This window comes from Parabacteroides sp. MSK.9.14 (assembly GCF_019041495.1).
Taxonomy (GTDB): domain Bacteria; phylum Bacteroidota; class Bacteroidia; order Bacteroidales; family Tannerellaceae; genus Parabacteroides; species Parabacteroides merdae.
Map to the genome: position 1 here is coordinate 1 of NZ_JAHPXO010000031.1, position 17,943 is coordinate 17,943.

A 17,943-nucleotide genomic window follows, 5' to 3' on the forward strand; every position below is an offset into this window, starting at 1 on the left:
TAAAAGTGGGAGAGTAGATAGCCGCCGTTTTTTAGGAGTGAGAGCGAAAGTTCTCTAAGAGGAGGAGTCAGTCGTAAGCCTGACTCCTTTTTCTGTTTTATATGTTGAAGGATTCTTTCCGGAGGACTGTTTGGTATTGGGTAACGTTTTGGTGTCATAATTGGGGATTTTTTTAGGAAGAATGTGGAATAATTCTACATATATGGATTGTGATTTAGGTAACAAGCTATTTTGTATAGAAGGTATTATCTTATAAATAAGCTGTATAATGTTTTTTAGCATCTTGATTGAAACAGTGGTACGATTATTTCATGTCTTAATTTAGAGATAGATATATATAGCAAGTTTAAATGTCAATTATAGATATTAGAAGATGGTAGGAGAAAGATTGGTTAAAGGGGCTGTGTTTTTAGCCTTGATAGTGTTAGCAACAGGATGCCGACATAAGGATGAACCTTTGAAGCCTCTCGTGATTGTTGATAAACCGGCAAAGGAAGATGTACAGATCTTTGGTGAATATGTCGGACGCATTCGGGCAGCTCGGTTCGTGGAGATACATGCCCGCGTTGAGGGTTATCTGGAAAAGATGTTGTTTGTGGAAGGAAAGGAAGTTAAGCAGAATGAACCTCTTTTCATTATTAATTCGGCTCTTTATAAGGCAAAGGTAGAGAAAGCTAAAGCACAGCTGAAAAAGAACGAAGCACAAGCTGCAAAAGCTAAACGCGATGTAGAACGTTTGCAGCCTTTGTACGAGCAGCATGCTGCCAGCCAATTGGATTTGGACAATGCATTAGCATCGTTAGGAGATGCAGAGGCGGATATTGCCATGAGTAAAGCCGATCTGGATCAGGCCCAACTTGAATTGAGTTATACGACTGTAACCTCTCCGCTGGCCGGATATATCAGCGAACGTTTTGTGGATGTTGGCGCCTTGGTCGGTCCTGGTGTAAACTCTAAATTGGCAGCTGTAGTAAAGAGTGATACTGTTTTAGTAGACTTTAAAATGACTGCATTAGATTATCTGCGTGCCGAACGTCGTAATATTAAATTCGGAGAGCAGGACACATCCCGCTCCTGGCAACCGACCGTAACAGTTACCTTAGCCGATGATTCCGAATATCCTGTTAAAGGGATAGTGGATTTTGCCGATCCGATTGTTGATCCGCAGACTGGAACATTCGGGGTGCGTGCTGAACTTTCCAATCCGAACCAGAAACTTCTCCCGGGGCAGTTCACAAAAGTGAAACTCTTGTTGGATGTCCGTGAACGTGCGATTGTTGTTCCCCGTAAGGCTATTTCCATAGAGAAAGGAGGAGCTTTCATTTATGTAGTCCGCCGGGATAATGTAGCAGAAAAGCGTTTTGTGCAGACTGGGCCGGAAATCGGAAATAACATTGTTATAGAACGTGGATTGGGTGAAAATGAACAAGTCGTAATAGAAGGCTATCATAAGTTAGTTCCCGGAATGTTGGTACAGCCGATACAGGCGGGTGACGATAAAGCGATTGAAGCATTAAGGGCAGAGGAGGAAGAGGAATGAAACCGGGATTTTTTATAGATCGTCCCGTTTTCTCGACAGTGCTTTCTTTGGTAATTGTTATTGTCGGGATTATCGGGTTGGTGATGTTGCCGGTGGACCAGTATCCGCAGATCACTCCACCGGTTGTTAAAATTAGCGCCTCGTACCCAGGTGCAAGTGCCATGACGGTATCGCAGGCTGTTGCGACTCCTATCGAACAGGAGTTGAACGGTACGCCGGGTATGATCTATATGCAAAGCAGTAGCTCTAATTCGGGAGGTCTGACTATCACTGTAACATTCGATGTGAATGCGAATCCAGACCTTTCGGCAGTAGAGATCCAGAACCGTGTGAAACTGGCGGAGTCTCGTTTGCCAGCAGACGTTGTGCAGAACGGTATCACGGTAGAAAAACAATCAGCCAGTCAGTTGATGACATTGAGTCTACTTTCGGATGATCCTCGTTTTGACGAAATCTATTTGAGTAATTTTGCGACTATTAACGTGTTGGATGTATTGCGTCGTATTCCCGGTGTAGGCCGTGTTTCGAATGTCGGTAGCCGTTATTACGGTATGCAAATCTGGGTTTATCCGGATCGTTTGGCGAATATGGGGTTGACAGTAAAGGACTTGCAAAATGCCCTGAAAGAGCAAAATAGCGAGTCTGCAGCCGGTGAGTTGGGAAAACAACCAGTATTGGATGTCGATATCACTTTGCCTGTTACTGCCAGAGGACGTTTGTCTACGGTAAAGGAGTTCGAAGATATTGTAGTCCGTGCCAACCCAGACGGCTCTATTGTCCGTATTCGTGATGTGGCAAGAGTTTCACTTGAAGCCTCTTCTTATTCGACGGAAAGTGGACTGAATGGAAAAAATGCGGCTATACTTGCTATCTATATGTTGCCGGGAGCCAATGCACTGGAAGTAGCTACGAATGTAAAGGAGGCGATGAAAGAAATCAGCCAGAATTTTCCAGAAGGGTTGGAATATAAGTTTCCTTTCGATGCAACCGAATATATATCGCAGTCTATCCACGAGGTATATAAAACCTTATTTGAAGCTCTGTTCTTGGTCGTATTGGTGGTATTCCTATCTTTGCAGAACTGGCGTGCGGCCTTGATCCCGACAATTGCTGTTCCTATCTCTTTGATCGGAACATTCGGTTTTATGCTGATCATGGGGTTCTCACTCAATATGTTGACTTTGTTAGGTTTGATTCTAGCAATCGGTATTGTAGTGGATGATGCTATTGTTGTGGTGGAAAACGTGGAACGTTTGATGCATGAAGAGCATCTGACGGCACGCGAGGCTACTCATAAAGCCATGCACGAATTGTCGGGAGCCTTAATCGCTACCTCTATGGTGTTGGCGGCCGTGTTTGTTCCTGTTAGTTTTTTGAGCGGAATTACTGGAGCTTTGTACCGTCAGTTCTCCATTACGATCGTAGTTTCCGTACTGTTATCCACAGTCGTGGCATTGACGTTGAGCCCTGCCATGTGTGCGATTATTCTACGTCCGAACAGGAAGAAAAAAAATATTGTTTTCCGTAAAATCAATATTTGGTTGGCCAAAGGAAATAATAAATACGGCCATTTACTGGAAAAAGCGATTCGGAATCCAAGGCGCATCCTGGCCGGTTTCGGAATGGTAATCGTGTTCATCTTTGTGTTGAATCGGGTAATCCCGACCAGCTTTATTCCTGAAGAAGACCAAGGGTTCTTTACTGTCGAACTGGTGATGCCCGAAGGGGCGACTTTGGAACGTACGCGTAAAATTACAGATCGAGCCATCGCTTTCATTGAAAGTCTGCCGGCTGTCGCATATGTGCAAAATGTGACCGGTAGCAGCGCACGTGTCGGAACTTCGCAGAGCCGTTCTACCCTGACCGTTATTCTGAAGCCTTGGGAGGAACGCAAATCTTCCAACATGGGAGTGGAAGATGTAATGGAACAATGCCGTAAAGAGTTCTTATATTATCCGGAGATATTGGCCTATCTGAACCGTCCTCCTGTGATTCCAGGATTAGGAGAGAGCGGAGGTTTGGAAATGCAACTTGAGGCCCGTGGTGATGCCAGTTGGGAAAACTTAGTGGCGGCTACCGACACTTTTATGCTCTATGCATCACAAGCGCCGGAACTGACAGGTGTGTCCTCAGCCTTGCAGTCGGAGATTCCGCAGCTCTACTTCAATGTAGACCGCGACCGCGCGAAGTTTCTCGGTATCCCGTTGACGGATATCTTCTCAACTATGAAAGCTTATTTAGGTTCCGTCTACGTGAACGATTTCAACATGTTCAACCGTATATATAAGGTATATATTCAGGCGGAGGCACCATATCGTGCAACGCGTGATAATCTTGGCCTGTTTTTTGTCCGTGCACAGAACGGTTCGATGGTTCCATTAACAGCCTTAGGAACGACCAGCTATACAACAGGACCGGGAACGATCAAACGTTTTAATATGTTTACGACTGCTGCTATTAGTGCTGTTGCCGCTCCTGGATATAGTTCTGGCGAAGCAATGGCCGCCATGCAGCGGATTGCCCGCGAGCATCTGCCTGAGAATATCGGGCTGGAATGGAGCGGACTTTCTTATCAGGAAAAAAAGGCCGGTGGACAGACTGGATTCGTGTTGGCGCTGGTATTTCTTTTCGTCTTCCTTTTTCTAGCTGCCCAATATGAAAGCTGGATCGTACCGATCGCAGTACTGCTTTCATTGCCGGTTGCAGCATTGGGAGCTTACCTTGGAATATGGGTGACGGGCCTGCACAACGACATTTATTTCCAGATCGGCTTGGTGACGTTGATTGGTTTGGCAGCAAAGAATGCGATCTTGATCGTCGAGTTTGCCAAAATACAGGTCGATTCCGGAGTTGAGGTTGTTAAGGCTGCCCTTCATGCCGCCCGAATGCGTTTTCGTCCGATCCTGATGACCTCATTGGCATTTGTTCTGGGTATGCTTCCGATGGTATTGGCAAGCGGACCGGGTTCTGCTTCACGCCACAGTATCGGTACCGGTGTGTTTTTCGGGATGCTAGTTGCTATCACAGTCGGGATCGTTTTGGTTCCTTTCTTCTTTGTCTTGATTTACAAGATAAAAGGTAAAGTCAGAATGGAACGTATTCTTCATCGAACAATAAGCAAATAATTACAATGAAACGAAATATCTATATATTCATAGTCCTGTCCCTTGCGTTGGCTCTTCCTTCCTGCAAGATCGGCAAGAAGTACGCTCTTCCGGAACTGGATCTTCCGGAAGAGATTGTGGCAGGAGCGGATACAGCTTCGATAGACAGCATCTCTTGGCAGAGCCTGTATGTCGATACGACTTTGCAACGTCTGATTACCATCGCTCTCGATAATAATAAAGACATGAAGATCGCTGTTGCGAAGGTTAAGGAGATGATCGCTTCGAAACGGATCACCTTTGCCGATCAGTTCCCGGAAATAGGAGCCCGGATTTATGGACAGAAAGAACGCTTGAATTACGGAGGTGATAACCCAAAACCTGATCCTGAATACGGAGCCAAACTGGCTCTCTCGTGGGAATTGGACCTGTGGGGGAATCTTCGTTGGGCAAACGAAGCGGGAATTGCTGCCTATCTGCAATCGGTGGAAGCACGTCACGCCTTGCAGATGACATTGGTAGCGGAAGTGGCTGCTGCTTATTATGAACTTTGTGCACTCGATCAGGAACAAGATATCGTACGCCATACATTGGCTGCCCGTCGCGAAGGCGTCCGCTTAGCCAAACTGCGCTTCGAAGGTGGTCTGACTTCCGAGACGTCCTATAGCCAGGCACAGGTGGAACTGGCACGTACGGAGACCTTGCTTCCTTCACTTGAACAGAAGATCAAAATAAAGGAGAATGACCTTGCTTTCCTGCTTGGACAGTATTCGGGGGATATCCCGCGTGGATTGCCTTTACGTGAACAGCATTTGCTGGAGACATTGCCGGTCGGTTTGCCTTCTTCCTTGCTAGAACGGCGTCCGGACATGCGGCAAGCCGAGCAGAAACTGCGTGAAGCGAATGCTAGGGTAGGAGTGGCTCAAACCGATCTTTTTCCAAAGATCAGCTTGACTGGTAATTTGGGTTTTGAAAACGAAGAACTGACGAATTTCATTAAGAGTCCTGCTTGGTTCCTTGCTGGCGATTTGCTGCAACCGTTGTTTGCTATGGGTAAGAACAAAGCGAAGCTGAAGGCGGCCCGTGCTCGCTATGAGCAGGAAGTATATAATTACCAGAAGAGCGTGCTCAGTGTTTTTAAGGAAGTCAACAATGCAATTGTCACGATCCGCAAGGCAAAGGAGGTTCGCATGTCATACGAGAAATTGCTCAATGCTGCTGATACTTACCTTCAGCTGGCACAATTGCAGTACATCAACGGTGTCACTAGCTATATGGACGTTCTTGATGCCCAGCGTGGTTTGCTTGACGCCCAACTCAGTCTGAACAAGGCGATGCTTGACGAACTGCTGTCAACGGTCTATCTTTACAAGGCGTTAGGAGGAGGCTGGGAATAAAGCCGGCTGATTTCTGAAAGCCCCTTTTCCTTTGATCAATCAGAGGAAAAGGGGCTTTTTTTGTACCGAAAATCTCATTATCTTTGTTTTCTCTTTCGCAATCAATAAAGTAAAATATAAATGGAAAGTTTCGCAACATTAATAAAGAGCAGAAAAAGTACCCGTAAATTCACGGATCAGTTACTGAATCCGGAGCAGGTGGAAATGATATTGAAAGCCGCTTTGATGGCACCGGCTTCCAAACGGAAAAATCCCTGGCAGTTTGTTGTCGTGGAGGATAAGGAAATGTTGGCCAAGTTGTCAGTATGCAAACCGGCAGGTGCTGCGTTCCTGAAAGATTGCGCGTTGGCTGTTGTTGTACTGGCGAATGTAATGGAAAGCGATGTTTGGGTAGAAGATGCTTCGATTGCCTCCATCTATATGCAATTGCAGGCTGAAGATTTGGGACTGGGCAGTTGTTGGTGCCAAATACGCAACCGGCAGATGGAAGACGATACGGACGCCGCGCAGTATGTGCGAGGACTTCTCGATGTACCTTACCAACTGGACGTTTTGTCCATCATCGGTATCGGATATAAGGATCAGGAACGTAAGCCGTTTGACGAATCGCATCTGCAATGGGAAAAGATACATCTCGGAACTTTCCGTATGCCAATTGAAAACGAACAGGGGAAAGTATGAAAATCATTTTTTTAGGCTCTGGCAACTTGGCGACGCGCTTGTCGCTCGAAATGCATCGCAAAGGGATGCAGATCGGGCAGGTGTATAGCCATACGCCGGAAAATGCACAGCAGCTGGCTGCTCTGTTGGGCTGTCCCTGGACAACTGATCCCGAAACTGTCGATACGGATGCTGACCTGTATGTCTTTTCTTTAAAAGATACGGTTTTGGCGGATGTGATTGCTCGTGTCAGGCCGAATGAGGGCTTGTGGGTGCATACGGCAGGCAGTATGCCGATGGATGTTTTCAACGGCCATACGGCCAATTATGGAGTCCTGTATCCGATGCAGACGTTTAGTAAAACACGGGAGGTAGATTTCAACGTGATCCCTTTTTTTCTTGAAGCTAATACGTCTGAAAATGCTGGCAAATTGCAACATTTGGCGGAGAAACTTTCGGGAAATATCCGTTTCCTGTCGTCCGACAAACGTAAAAGTTTACACCTGGCAGCTGTTTTTGCCTGTAATTTTACCAACCATATTTATGCGTTGGCTGTTAAATTATTAGAAGAACAGGATATACCGGCTGATGTCTTGTTGCCACTTATCGACGAGACGGCAGCCAAGATACATACGATGCCGCCGAGGGTGGCACAGACTGGTCCGGCTATCCGATATGATGAGAATGTGATTAATAAACATTTGGCTATGTTGGGGGATTCCGATATGCGGTCGATCTACCGGCTGATCAGTCAAAGCATACATAAGGAGGCACAACATGAGTAGTATCAATTATGATCTGAGTAAGATAAAGGCTTTTGTCTTTGATGTAGACGGTGTTTTGTCCTGTGATGTAATCCCGTTGCATCCGAATGGCGACCCTATGCGTACCGTTAATATAAAAGATGGCTATGCCTTGCAGCTCGCTGTCAAGAAAGGCTATCACGTAGCCATCATTACCGGAGGCTATACGGAAGCGGTACAGATCCGCTTTTCGCGTCTCGGCATTACTCATATATATATGAAGAGTGCAGTAAAAGTCCACGATTACCGGGATTTTCTGGAAAAGACTGGTCTGCAGCCTGAAGAGGTTATGTATGCCGGGGACGATATTCCTGACTACGAAGTGATGACAATGGTCGGCCTGCCGGTAGCACCCGCTGATGCGGCTCCTGAGATCAAGCGTATCGCCAAATATATCTCCCACAAGAATGGGGGGGCTGGCGTTGCCCGCGATGTAATCGAACAAGTCATGAGAGCTCAAGGCCACTGGATGGGTGACGAGGCTTTCGGCTGGTAGAACTAAACTGATAAAATAGGATAATGAAAAGCATACTCCCTAACTTGAGTCAATATAAAATCGTATTAGGTTCCAATTCTCCCCGGAGACGCGAATTGCTGGCGGGATTGGATATTGACTTTGAAGTACAGACGATCCCGGATATAGACGAATCCTTTCCCAAAACGTTGCGGTCGGACGAGGTTCCGGTCTATATCGCTAGGAAAAAGGCGGAAGCCTACATCTCTTCCATGTCGGCAGACGAATTGTTGATCACTGCCGATACGATTGTGTGGACTTTCAGTGAAATTTTAGGAAAACCGAAAGATCGCGAAGATGCTATCGCCATGCTTCGGAAACTGTCCGGGCATGTACATGAGGTGATTACCGGTGTTTGTATTACGACAAAAGAAAAAACGGTTTCTTTTTCCGCTTCATCGACCGTCTGTTTTGCCAGGCTGGATGATGACGAGATCGTCTACTATGTCGATAAATATCGTCCGTTTGATAAAGCCGGTAGCTATGGCATACAGGAATGGATCGGGTACGTGGCAGTCGAAGCCATCAATGGCAGTTTTTATAACGTGATGGGGTTACCGGTCAGGCTGCTTTATCAAGAGTTGAAGAAGTTCTGAAGATTGGACAAAATTCTATGTTTTAAGATGATTTATTGAAGGTAAGGCGAATAGGAAGTCTGTATTTTTGTGGTATTAACTTTTAAATATCATGAAAAAGATCTATTATTTGCTTGTATGTCTGTTTTTCCTGCAATCCGCTTTTGCTGCAGGGGAGAAACAGTCATTCGATGTTTGTTTACAGAATGGGCTGAACATGAATGTGGAAGTTTGTACGGATGGGATATTCCGGATTCGGGTTACTCCTCGTTCAACCTTTTCTGAGTCGTTGATGCAACGTTACGGAATTATTAAGACGGATTGGGACCCGGTTCCGGTTTCCCCGAAAGACAATAAACAGCAGTTTGAAGTATCGACCGGCGCTTATCGACTGAAAGTTGATAAAAAGACCGGTGCTATATCTGTTTCTGACCGGAAAGGGCGGGTGATTATCGAGAAAGTAGTCTTTCTTACTTCTGCCGATCCGTTGTGCATTGAGCTGGGAGAAGTGATCAATGCCAAATACAAGGACATGAAAGTCCCCAACAATGGAACGATCATCGGTGACGACAAAAATCCGGGAAACATGAAAGACCAGGCGGAAACCGGCGATTACAAGAACACCAGTATCCTTTCGATCTCGCTGAAAGACGGCGAACGTTTCTATGGTGGTGGCAGTACCAGTCGCGACCATATTCAACATCGGGGCGAACTGTTGCGTATGTGGACTACTTACCAGCATACCGAGATTCCGATGCCTTTTATGATCAGTTCCGAAAATTGGGGTATTTTCAACAACACGACACGGAAAAATTTCTTTGATATCGGCAACTACCAGTCGGATGTTTTCTCAATCTATAATACGACGGACGAGGTGGATTTCTATTTGATGTTCGGTAATTCGATGCCCGATGTGATCAACTATTATACGGCTATTATCGGTCGGCCTTACTTGTTGCCGAAATATGCATACGGATTGTGTTTCGGTCCGAATATGCTGGAAGACCAATTCGATATTTTGAATGATGCTGTACGTTTCCGTGAGATGGGTGTCCCTTGCGACTTATTCTGGCTCGAACCGCAATGGATGGAGAAACGTTATGATTTCTCGACTAAAAAGAAATGGAACTATCAGAAGTTTTCGGCTGAAGCTTATTGGGATTCTACTCGCTATCCGAAGAAAGAAAACCATCGGCTGCTTATCGGCCGTCTGCATGGGATGGGGTATCACATGGGGCTTTGGCTCTGTATCGAGTATGATCTGAGCGTTCCGGAGGAGGATGCGTTGGCGAAGGCGATGGGGAAGCCTCTTTCCGGGCAGGAGCACTGGATGGATCATTTGAAGAACTTTGTGGATAATGGTGTAGACGGTTTCAAGATGGACCCGGCACGTACGATAGACGAACATCCGAATTTCAAGTATTATAACGGACACACCGATAAAGAGATGCATAACTTGAACCAGATTCTTTTGCCGAAGCAGATGTATAAGATGATGCGTGAACACACTGGACTCCGTTCTTGGCATCATTATACTGCCGGGTGGTCGGGAACGCAGCATTGGAGCGCTTCCACCAGCGGTGATAACGGGGGAGGGCGTACGGCTCTGTTCGACCAGTTGAACTTGGGTATGAGCGGTTTTCTCAATACTTCTTGCGACGTGATGAATGTCAATAAGGACGAGGAACTGCAGAGTCTTCATTTCGGCCTCTTCTTGCCATGGGTGCAGATCAATAGTTGGTATTCGTTGCATCAACCGTTCTATTTCCCAGAGAAAGAAAAGAAAATGTACCGGGATTATGTGAAGTTGCGTTATGCGTTGATGCCCTATATTTATTCGGCAGCATTGGAAGGGGCACAGACCGGTATGCCGATTGTACGCTCCATGCCTTTGATGTTTCCTGATGACCGTAAGACGGATGATATGGTCTATCAGTATATGTTTGGCCAAAGTTTTCTGGTCGGTATCTTCAGTGATTCGATCTACTTGCCGAAAGGGAACTGGTTTGACTTTTGGACAGGTGAAAAATTGGCTGGCGGTAGGGAAATCAAGCATGCAATACCTGATAACCGTGCAGGGTTGCTGTTCGTACGTGAAGGGGCGATCATACCGTTCCAAAAAGATATGCAATTCATTGGGGAGGAACCGTTGGATACTTTGATGGTGAAAGTATTTCCCAAAGATGTCTCTTCCTATACGATGTATGAAGATGATGGTAAAACATATGATTATGAAAATGGAGCGATTGCTACAACCCGTTTTGAATGTAAGCAGAGCGGGCGGACAGTAGAGTTTACTGTTTTCCCAGTGGAAGGATCGTATAACGGCATGTGCAAAGCACGGACATACGAATTGGAGATCGACGCTCCGCAGCGCCCGTCGGAAGTGCTAGTAAACAATGTTCCGATAATGGATTGGCAGTATGGCGACGATCACAAGGTACGTTTCAGTTTGCATCAGGAAAATAACGAGTTGATAAAAGCTATGCTTCGTTAGTTCAGTTCGCTTCGCTTTTCATTTTGATAATATTCGATTATGTATAGGGTTTTAGCTAAAGATGGACAGATAGGGAGTATGACAGGACGATCCGGATTCCATTCCGGATCGTCTGTTATCATTTCGGAAAGCGGACCGGCATGCATGAGTATGAGTCGTGTCGATGTGATGGCTATCGCAATAAATGATTTTTCGGCAGGCAGTAATACAAAATGTCCTTCGTCCACATCGGCAACCGGCGTCTGGTTTTGATTATAGATGACCAGTTTTCCGGAAGAGACAAACAATAAGACATTGCCGGTGTCATCCGTATTACATAAAATTTCGCCCGCTTTTCCTATTTTACATTCAAGCTGGTTCAGGACGTTTCTTGTCATATTTAATCAATCAGGAATTATCCGAACTTATCATTGTTTCCGTTTAGGCAGATACTGAAGCATCCCTTTTGAGTATTCAATCTGATGCTTCCCATTTTCGTCAGCGTATATCACGTAGTATTCGATCTCAGGTAAGGAATCTGCCATTTGCCGGGCTTTTTCCAAGCCCATTGCCATAAATGCAGTGGCGTAAGCATCGGCAGTCATACAGTCATTAGCAACGATTGTTGCGCTCAACACGCTTTGTTCGGCTGGATAACCGGTACGTGGATCGATTGTATGGGCATATTTTTTACCGTCTTTGATATAAAAGTTGCGATAATTGCCTGAAGTGGCAATCGCGCCTTTTTTACATAGTTGGACGATTTCGTCATAATTATTTTTGATGCCGTCCGGATCGTCTTCCGGGAGATTGATACCGGTACGCCAGCATACGCCATTCTGATTGACACCCTTTACTACCACTTCGCCTCCAATCAAAATCATATAGTTTTCCACTCCTTCTTTTTCAAGCAGGCGGGCGATCACGTCACAGGAATATCCTTTGGCTATGGCGGAGCAGTTCAATAGCAGACGGGGATCGTCTTTCACGACCTTTTTGCCTTCCAGATGTACTTTTCGGTAGCCTACAAAAGTTTTGAGGCTGTCGATCATAGCAGGTGTCACACTGTCCTTTTTATTGAAACCGAACCCCCAAAGATTAACCAGAGGGGCACAGGTGATATCGAAAACACCATCTGAATTGCGGGAAACTTCCATCGACTTGTTAAATACCTCCGTGAACCATTCGTCTACTTCCACCGCTTCGTTATTATTCACTTTTGCGATGATCGAATTTGGGTTGAAGGGATTCAAGGACAGGTTGAACTTTTGCAACTCGGCATCGATTTTATCCGTTAAAATATGGGGCGCTTCATATTTGATCGTATATAGGGTATGAAACACGGTACCACTTTCTTCGTAATATTGTTTTTTGTCTTTACACGAGACAAAGAACAGAATTCCTAAAATAACTGATAAATAAATTTTCTTATGCATTTTTCTATTGTTTAGTCGGTTGCAAAGATAGTGTAAATCTTTGAGTACTACTTTATCTGTATAAAATAGCAAAATAATATACTTCCTCGAATCTCTTGTTTTTGGGTAGAGAAGTCAGATACAGTTGTTTCGGATTTTGTTCTTTAATGCACATCCCGGACATCCTTGACAAGGATTGTCTGTTCCGGTGGGATGTGTAAAGAACTTATATATTTTCTTTCCGATATAGAAAATAACGATAAGGCCGATGATGAAAACTGCTATTTCCTGCCACATAAAGAAGGTGTATTAATTAAACAGGTTCATAAAGAAGTGCCCTGTCTGATAGACTACGCATGAGACGAACCACGCAAGTACGCAAGTATAAACAATTACAAATATACCCCATTTCCAGGAGCCGGATTCGTGGACAATGGCCGATATTGTAGCGATACAAGGGAAATAGATCAGGACAAAGAGCATGAAACTCAGTGCGACCAAAGGTGTAAAGACCAATTCTCCCTCGGCATTTTTATCCTGTTTTAATCGTTCGGTCAAGACCTGGCTATCATCCGACTCTCCTGTATATAAGACACTCAGTGTGCTGACGACGACTTCTTTGGCGGCCATACCGGTCAATAGGCTGACACTCATCTTCCAGTCGAAACCCAGTGGATGGAGTATCGGTTGTATGGCTTGGCCGATACGGCCGATGTAGGATTTCTGCTGATGGTCCATCGATTTCAGGCGTTCTAGTTCAACGATGGTTTCCGCTTTGTCTTCCGGGTTCGTGTCGGACTGTTCCACTTCGGCGATCTGCTTCTCAAAAACATCTCCGTTTTCCGAATGACGAGGAAAATATCCCAAGAACCAGATGATGATAGAAGCGATCAAGATGACCCCCCCCATCTTGTGCAGATATTGCTTGGCTTTTTCCCACATATGAATCATAATTGATTTACCTGTCGGCATGCGGTAAGGAGGAAGTTCCATCACGAAAGGTACATCTTCGTCCTTAAAAAGGAAGCGCTTGAACAGACGTGCCATTAAGACGGCAAGCAGAATACCCGAAGCATAGAGGATCAGCATGACCGTTCCGGCCGTCTGGGGGAAGAAAGCACCTGTCAGCAGGACATACACCGGAAGGCGGGCACTACAGCTCATTAACGGGTTTACCAGCATGGTGATCATCCGGCTGTTACGGCTTTCGATCGTACGAGATGCCATGATAGCCGGCACGTTGCACCCGAAGCCCATCACAAGCGGGATAAACGATTTGCCGTGTAGCCCCATCTTATGCATGATCTTGTCCATGATGAAAGCGGCGCGCGCCATGTAGCCGGAATCTTCCATAAAAGAAATGAAGGCATACAGTATCAATATGTTGGGCAGGAATACGATAACGCCTCCCACGCCTCCTATAATGCCATCGACCAGTAAATCCTTCAACGGGCCTTCGCTCATGTTTCCACGTACGAACTCTCCGATCCAGCCAACAAACGATTCGATCCATTCCATCGGGTATTCTCCCAAGCGGAAAGTGGCTTCGAACATGATCCACATGAAAAGGATGAAGATCGGGAACCCCAACACTTTATGGGTTACGAACAAATCGATGATCTGGGTGCTTGTCGCTTCTTTTATTTTGTTTTGCTCGTAGGTCTCACGCAGTGCACCGGAAATAAAACCGTAGCGGGCATTGGTGAAGGCTGTCTCACAATCTTCTTTCAGAAGGGTTTCGATTTGAGCGACATTGCGGTCGCGTTCGTGGATGACTGTTTCGGAACCAGGCATTGACTTGACGAATGATTCCACTTCCGGATCGCCTTCTAGCAACTTGATGGCAAGGTAGCGCTTGGAAAGGCTTTTGGATACATTTCCGTTCAGTTTCAAAGCATGCCTTACTGGATAAATGGCCTTTTCCAATACATCACCATAATTGATATGGATATGGCGGAGTACGGGATCTTCTTCTTCGTAGACCTTTATGACGCGGTTGAAAAGTTCTTCGATACCGAAGCCGGTCTTACTGATGGTCGGAACAATCGGCGTACCGATCATCCTTGAGAGAGAGTTATGGTCGAACTTATTTCCGTGTCGTTCCAGTTCGTCGTACATGTTGAGGGCGATAACCATACGTACGTCCATATCGATCAGTTGGCAGGTCAGATACAGATTGCGTTCCAAGTTGGATGCATCGACTACATTGATTACGATGTCTGGCTGTTCTTCATTCAGATGCTTGCGAACATAGAGTTCTTCAGGGGTGTAAGCCGATAGGGAATAGGTCCCCGGCAAGTCTACGATTTTGAAGGTATAGTCATTCTGATGGAATGTCCCGGCTTTGGCGTCGACTGTCACGCCGCTGTAGTTACCGACATGCTCGTGTGCACCGGATGCGAAATTGAATAAAGATGTTTTACCGCAATTGGGATTTCCGACTAATGCGACATTGATGGTTTTACCTTTGTGCATGGCCATAGCCTGTAAACTCTTGCCAGATGTTTGGATATAAGAATCCACCGGGCGGTTTTCCTGTTTTCCGGTACTGGCTTCTATGAATTCAGCCACACTGACGACTTCTATCATTTGCGCATCGTTTCGTCTTAATGAAACGTCGTAACCCATTACACGGTAGTGTATAGGATCTTTAAGCGGTGCGTTCTGGATGACATCAACCTCTTTTCCTCTGATAAACCCCATTTCGATAATGCGCTTGCGGAATGCTCCGCGTCCCATTACCTTTACTATAACCCCTTTTTCGCCTGTACGAAGTTCTGATAGTCTCATCTTTTTAAAATCTTGCGCAAAGGTAGCATGAAATGGTAATATGGTCAATACCGTATTGTAGGTATTTTTTTGTTAGTTTTGTCTCCGTAAAGGCTTTAAAATATGACTATGTGGAACAATGTTATATTATGTTTGGGGTCCAATACGGATTGCGAGGCGAATCTAAAGTCGGCGGTCAGTCTGTTGCGTGCTTATTTCGGATCGATCCGGTTCTCTGAAGCGATTTATACGGAGCCGATAGGTTTATCCGATTCCGGCTTATTCTTGAACCAAGTGGCTGTTGCCGGTACGAATGCTTCGCTGGAAGAGGTGAGGCGGGCTGTGAAGGCGATGGAAAAGCGATTGGGACGCATGTCGGACAGTAAGCAGAAAGGGAAGATTCCGATCGATATAGACCTGCTTTTATGGAATGGAACAATCCTGAAACCTGCCGATTGGGAAAAGGAGTATGTGCAACTACTCTTCCGGTCTGTTGCGGATTAGGAGACATAACCCATAGCTTTACGATGGCTAATGCATAGCTTTAAGCGTCGTAACCCATAGCTTTGGTTATTGTAACTTATCGTCCTTTGTTATCGCTCTGTAGGTGCAGGGTTATAAACGGGGCAAATAGGAAACCAGCTTTTCCGCTGATCCTGATCAGACCGTTGATACCTAAGCAAATGAATGTGGAGATCGGGTTGGAGCGATCCGTGTTGTAGAAACCTTTTCCTATCCGGACTTGATAACCGAAAGGTTTTGCCAGCGAGCGATATGTTTCGATGGGTAAGATGCGTTCTGTCCAATTCCCGTTTCGTGGATCGCAGGTGTTGAAAGCATCTTTCAATAGAGGATAGGAACCGGTCTTGACAGCCTTGTGGATATGTGGGAAGGTAAGTCCGCGCGTCTTTCGTGCAGCTTCTTTCGCTTCGGCAGGGGAAAGGGCCGGAAAGTGCAGTTGGATATAATGCAGACGTAAAGCATAATATTCCTTTTCCCAAATGGTCATAAGCCGATGCAGCCTTCTTTTCACATACGGGTTAAAAGGTGTAGAGGCCGTTGTAAACAACATTTGCATCTTGTTGTCGATGGCAACCAAATTGGCGAAAAAAGCCGACAGGTCGTAAACATGTTCGATCAGGTCGGTCGCGATCAGCAATTGTGGCTTGACTTTATTTGCCGAGCACCAATCTGCTAAGGTGTCTGAGTCTCCATGAAGAATAATGTCAGGTCCTGTATTGACCTGCTCTTTCAAGATGCGGATCGTATCGACAGAATCCGGATTGAGGTCGATGTAGATGACTCGGCCGATTCCGGCTTGTTTAGCAAGTATACTCAGGAAGCCGCTTCCGCCACCATAGTCGATAAGTGTTATCTCCTCCGGTGAGCTACCGATAGATTCCAGTCCTTTAAGGAGACAGTCCGCATAGATTTTCATGTAATAGGATAAAACCGGTTTCAGCCGGGCAATATAACGTTTGTTATATTTACTGATAGGCAATCGTTCGTAATCGATAGCCTTTAGTTGGCTAATCAACGCTTGTGCTGCTTGTCGGATATCATACTTCATAGATCAAATGTAAGAGGTGTTCGCCTTGATATTGATTGGAATAAGTCGGATAAAGAAAGTCGCGGCGCTGCTCGATCGACTCCGGAGCCATATCGGTATGCATCAATTTCCGACAGATGCAGACCATTTCGTCCGGAGTGTCGGCGATATGGCAGAGCGATTCCAGTCCGCTACCTGCTATCATCAGTCGGTTGACCACTGTATGGCGTCCGGCAAACAGGCTGTTCAGTAGTTTTAGTTTCAATCCGGTTGCCTGAAAAGTAATCAAGGCATGTATTTGTGCATTGTGTATCAAGTCGTTCATCTGTTCTTCTGACGGATTGGCTTCGATATGGATATTCGGATAGGGAGCTGCCGCTTTCAACAAAGAAGCCGGCGGGTTCATACCGGCAATGATGCAACGGCAGTCCAGTTTACTGAACACGTTCCGGATAAGAAAGAGGGCTGCTTGTGTATTCTCTATTACGGATAGTTTACCATGATAGAGGATAAAATCGGAAGAACCCGGCTTGACCGTAATTTGGTTGTTGGTGTGAAAGCAAGGCATGAATTCGATCGGTTTGTCGGGGAACTGGTGCCGGAGGTAGTCAGCATCGGTTGTTGAAACGGCAATCATCAGATCGGCATGTTTCAGTATTTTCTGATAATGTTTGAATCGCCAAGCCTCTATCCGGAAGAAGCTTTTCCTGATCGGATGGCTCTCCGCCTGTGCCAGGTGATAATAATAGTCGTGTTCGATATTTGCTTCCCGGTAAATCTTTTTCCGGTTGTGTAGTCGCGGATCGTTTATGTAATAACAACAATGGAGTCCTTCGAACAGGATCGGGTAATCGTTCTTCAACAGATTGGCGATCAGTTCAGGATGCTTGCGGCTGTATACGTTATAAGGCAGCAGGGTTATATTGGTACGTAGCCCTGTATGTCGCTTGTAATAAAATACCTTTTCGCAGATGGCTTCTAGTTCGGGTGAATGGGCACGTTCGTATTCGAAACAGTGTAAGATGATCTTCACACCGCACTGGTGCAGAGCTTTTATCTTATAATATACATCAATGATTCCCCCGTAGTTGGCAGGCCAGGGAATATTGAAAGCTATAATGTTCAGATACCTTTCCATGTC

14 protein-coding genes are annotated in these 17,943 nt (G+C 45.7%); 9 read left to right on the top strand and 5 right to left on the bottom strand.

Annotated elements, in window-relative coordinates:
* The first annotated feature begins 373 nt into the window (after positions 1–373).
* From KTG12_RS15500 to KTG12_RS15535, 8 genes are all read left to right on the top strand, one after another.
* Positions 374–1,540, top strand: coding sequence for an efflux RND transporter periplasmic adaptor subunit (locus KTG12_RS15500; protein WP_005636520.1), 1,167 nt, complete (start codon positions 374–376; stop codon positions 1,538–1,540).
* Positions 1,537–4,665, top strand: a complete 3,129-nt coding sequence (locus KTG12_RS15505; RefSeq protein ID WP_005636522.1) for an efflux RND transporter permease subunit — start codon at positions 1,537–1,539, stop codon at positions 4,663–4,665. Before KTG12_RS15500 ends, KTG12_RS15505 begins: the two co-directional genes overlap by 4 nt.
* A gap of 5 nt (positions 4,666–4,670) precedes the next feature.
* Complete coding sequence (locus KTG12_RS15510) at positions 4,671–6,041, top strand: efflux transporter outer membrane subunit (RefSeq protein ID WP_022322556.1); 1,371 nt, start codon at positions 4,671–4,673, stop codon at positions 6,039–6,041.
* 120 nt (positions 6,042–6,161) lie between these two features.
* The gene (locus KTG12_RS15515; protein ID WP_005636527.1) at positions 6,162–6,722 is read left to right on the top strand and encodes a nitroreductase family protein; all 561 of its coding nucleotides are present in this window, start codon (positions 6,162–6,164) and stop codon (positions 6,720–6,722) included.
* Entirely contained in the window at positions 6,719–7,486 is a 768-nt protein-coding gene (locus KTG12_RS15520) for a Rossmann-like and DUF2520 domain-containing protein (protein WP_022322557.1), read from the top strand. The genes KTG12_RS15515 and KTG12_RS15520 overlap by 4 nt, the downstream gene beginning before the upstream one ends.
* A complete protein-coding gene (locus KTG12_RS15525) occupies positions 7,479–8,000 on the top strand; it encodes an HAD family hydrolase (RefSeq protein WP_005636531.1) in 522 nt (173 codons plus the stop codon). Before KTG12_RS15520 ends, KTG12_RS15525 begins: the two co-directional genes overlap by 8 nt.
* A 23-nt stretch (positions 8,001–8,023) precedes the next feature.
* Complete coding sequence (locus KTG12_RS15530) at positions 8,024–8,614, top strand: Maf-like protein (RefSeq protein ID WP_005636532.1); 591 nt, start codon at positions 8,024–8,026, stop codon at positions 8,612–8,614.
* Positions 8,615–8,705: 91 nt separating this feature from the next.
* The gene (locus KTG12_RS15535) at positions 8,706–11,090 is read left to right on the top strand and encodes a TIM-barrel domain-containing protein (protein WP_022322558.1); all 2,385 of its coding nucleotides are present in this window, start codon (positions 8,706–8,708) and stop codon (positions 11,088–11,090) included.
* Here KTG12_RS15535 and KTG12_RS15540 read toward each other — a convergent pair.
* The 3 genes from KTG12_RS15540 to feoB form a co-directional block, all read right to left on the bottom strand.
* Positions 11,087–11,467, bottom strand: a complete 381-nt coding sequence (locus KTG12_RS15540; protein WP_022322559.1) for a hypothetical protein — start codon at positions 11,465–11,467, stop codon at positions 11,087–11,089. The genes KTG12_RS15535 and KTG12_RS15540 overlap by 4 nt on opposite strands.
* Before the next feature lie 30 nt (positions 11,468–11,497).
* Entirely contained in the window at positions 11,498–12,505 is a 1,008-nt protein-coding gene (locus tag KTG12_RS15545; RefSeq protein WP_005636537.1) for an FAD:protein FMN transferase, read from the bottom strand.
* A 288-nt stretch (positions 12,506–12,793) separates the two neighbouring features.
* Positions 12,794–15,274: a ferrous iron transport protein B gene (gene feoB, locus KTG12_RS15550; RefSeq protein WP_046451909.1), complete on the bottom strand. Its 2,481-nt coding sequence runs from the start codon at positions 15,272–15,274 to the stop codon at positions 12,794–12,796.
* Between the two features lie 108 nt (positions 15,275–15,382).
* Here feoB and KTG12_RS15555 point away from each other — a divergent pair, with 108 nt between their 5' ends.
* On the top strand, positions 15,383–15,757 hold the full coding sequence (locus KTG12_RS15555; RefSeq protein ID WP_224204633.1) for a 2-amino-4-hydroxy-6-hydroxymethyldihydropteridine diphosphokinase: 375 nt from the start codon (positions 15,383–15,385) through the stop codon (positions 15,755–15,757).
* A 76-nt stretch (positions 15,758–15,833) separates the two neighbouring features.
* On the opposite strand, the gene KTG12_RS15560 is transcribed toward KTG12_RS15555, so the two are convergent.
* Positions 15,834–16,823 carry a bifunctional 2-polyprenyl-6-hydroxyphenol methylase/3-demethylubiquinol 3-O-methyltransferase UbiG gene (locus KTG12_RS15560; protein ID WP_138273229.1) on the bottom strand — a complete coding sequence of 330 codons (990 nt, stop codon included), beginning with the start codon at positions 16,821–16,823 and terminating at the stop codon, positions 15,834–15,836.
* A complete protein-coding gene (locus tag KTG12_RS15565) occupies positions 16,813–17,940 on the bottom strand; it encodes a glycosyltransferase (RefSeq protein ID WP_138273230.1) in 1,128 nt (375 codons plus the stop codon). The genes KTG12_RS15560 and KTG12_RS15565 overlap by 11 nt, the downstream gene beginning before the upstream one ends.
* Between the last annotated feature and the right edge of the window lie 3 nt (positions 17,941–17,943).

Bases quoted from the DNA above. Each gene is read 5' to 3' on its own strand.
- KTG12_RS15530 (WP_005636532.1), top strand. From the start codon at position 8,024: ATGAAAAGCATACTCCCTAACTTGAGTCAATATAAAATCGTATTAGGT.
- KTG12_RS15505 (WP_005636522.1), top strand. From the start codon at position 1,537: ATGAAACCGGGATTTTTTATAGATCGTCCCGTTTTCTCGACAGTGCTT.
- KTG12_RS15560 (WP_138273229.1), bottom strand. From the start codon at position 16,823: ATGAAGTATGATATCCGACAAGCAGCACAAGCGTTGATTAGCCAACTA.
- KTG12_RS15555 (WP_224204633.1), top strand. From the start codon at position 15,383: ATGTGGAACAATGTTATATTATGTTTGGGGTCCAATACGGATTGCGAG.
- KTG12_RS15500 (WP_005636520.1), top strand. From the start codon at position 374: ATGGTAGGAGAAAGATTGGTTAAAGGGGCTGTGTTTTTAGCCTTGATA.
- KTG12_RS15540 (WP_022322559.1), bottom strand. From the start codon at position 11,467: ATGACAAGAAACGTCCTGAACCAGCTTGAATGTAAAATAGGAAAAGCG.
- KTG12_RS15515 (WP_005636527.1), top strand. From the start codon at position 6,162: ATGGAAAGTTTCGCAACATTAATAAAGAGCAGAAAAAGTACCCGTAAA.
- KTG12_RS15565 (WP_138273230.1), bottom strand. From the start codon at position 17,940: ATGGAAAGGTATCTGAACATTATAGCTTTCAATATTCCCTGGCCTGCC.
- KTG12_RS15525 (WP_005636531.1), top strand. From the start codon at position 7,479: ATGAGTAGTATCAATTATGATCTGAGTAAGATAAAGGCTTTTGTCTTT.
- KTG12_RS15520 (WP_022322557.1), top strand. From the start codon at position 6,719: ATGAAAATCATTTTTTTAGGCTCTGGCAACTTGGCGACGCGCTTGTCG.
- KTG12_RS15510 (WP_022322556.1), top strand. From the start codon at position 4,671: ATGAAACGAAATATCTATATATTCATAGTCCTGTCCCTTGCGTTGGCT.
- KTG12_RS15535 (WP_022322558.1), top strand. From the start codon at position 8,706: ATGAAAAAGATCTATTATTTGCTTGTATGTCTGTTTTTCCTGCAATCC.
- KTG12_RS15545 (WP_005636537.1), bottom strand. From the start codon at position 12,505: ATGCATAAGAAAATTTATTTATCAGTTATTTTAGGAATTCTGTTCTTT.
- feoB (WP_046451909.1), bottom strand. From the start codon at position 15,274: ATGAGACTATCAGAACTTCGTACAGGCGAAAAAGGGGTTATAGTAAAG.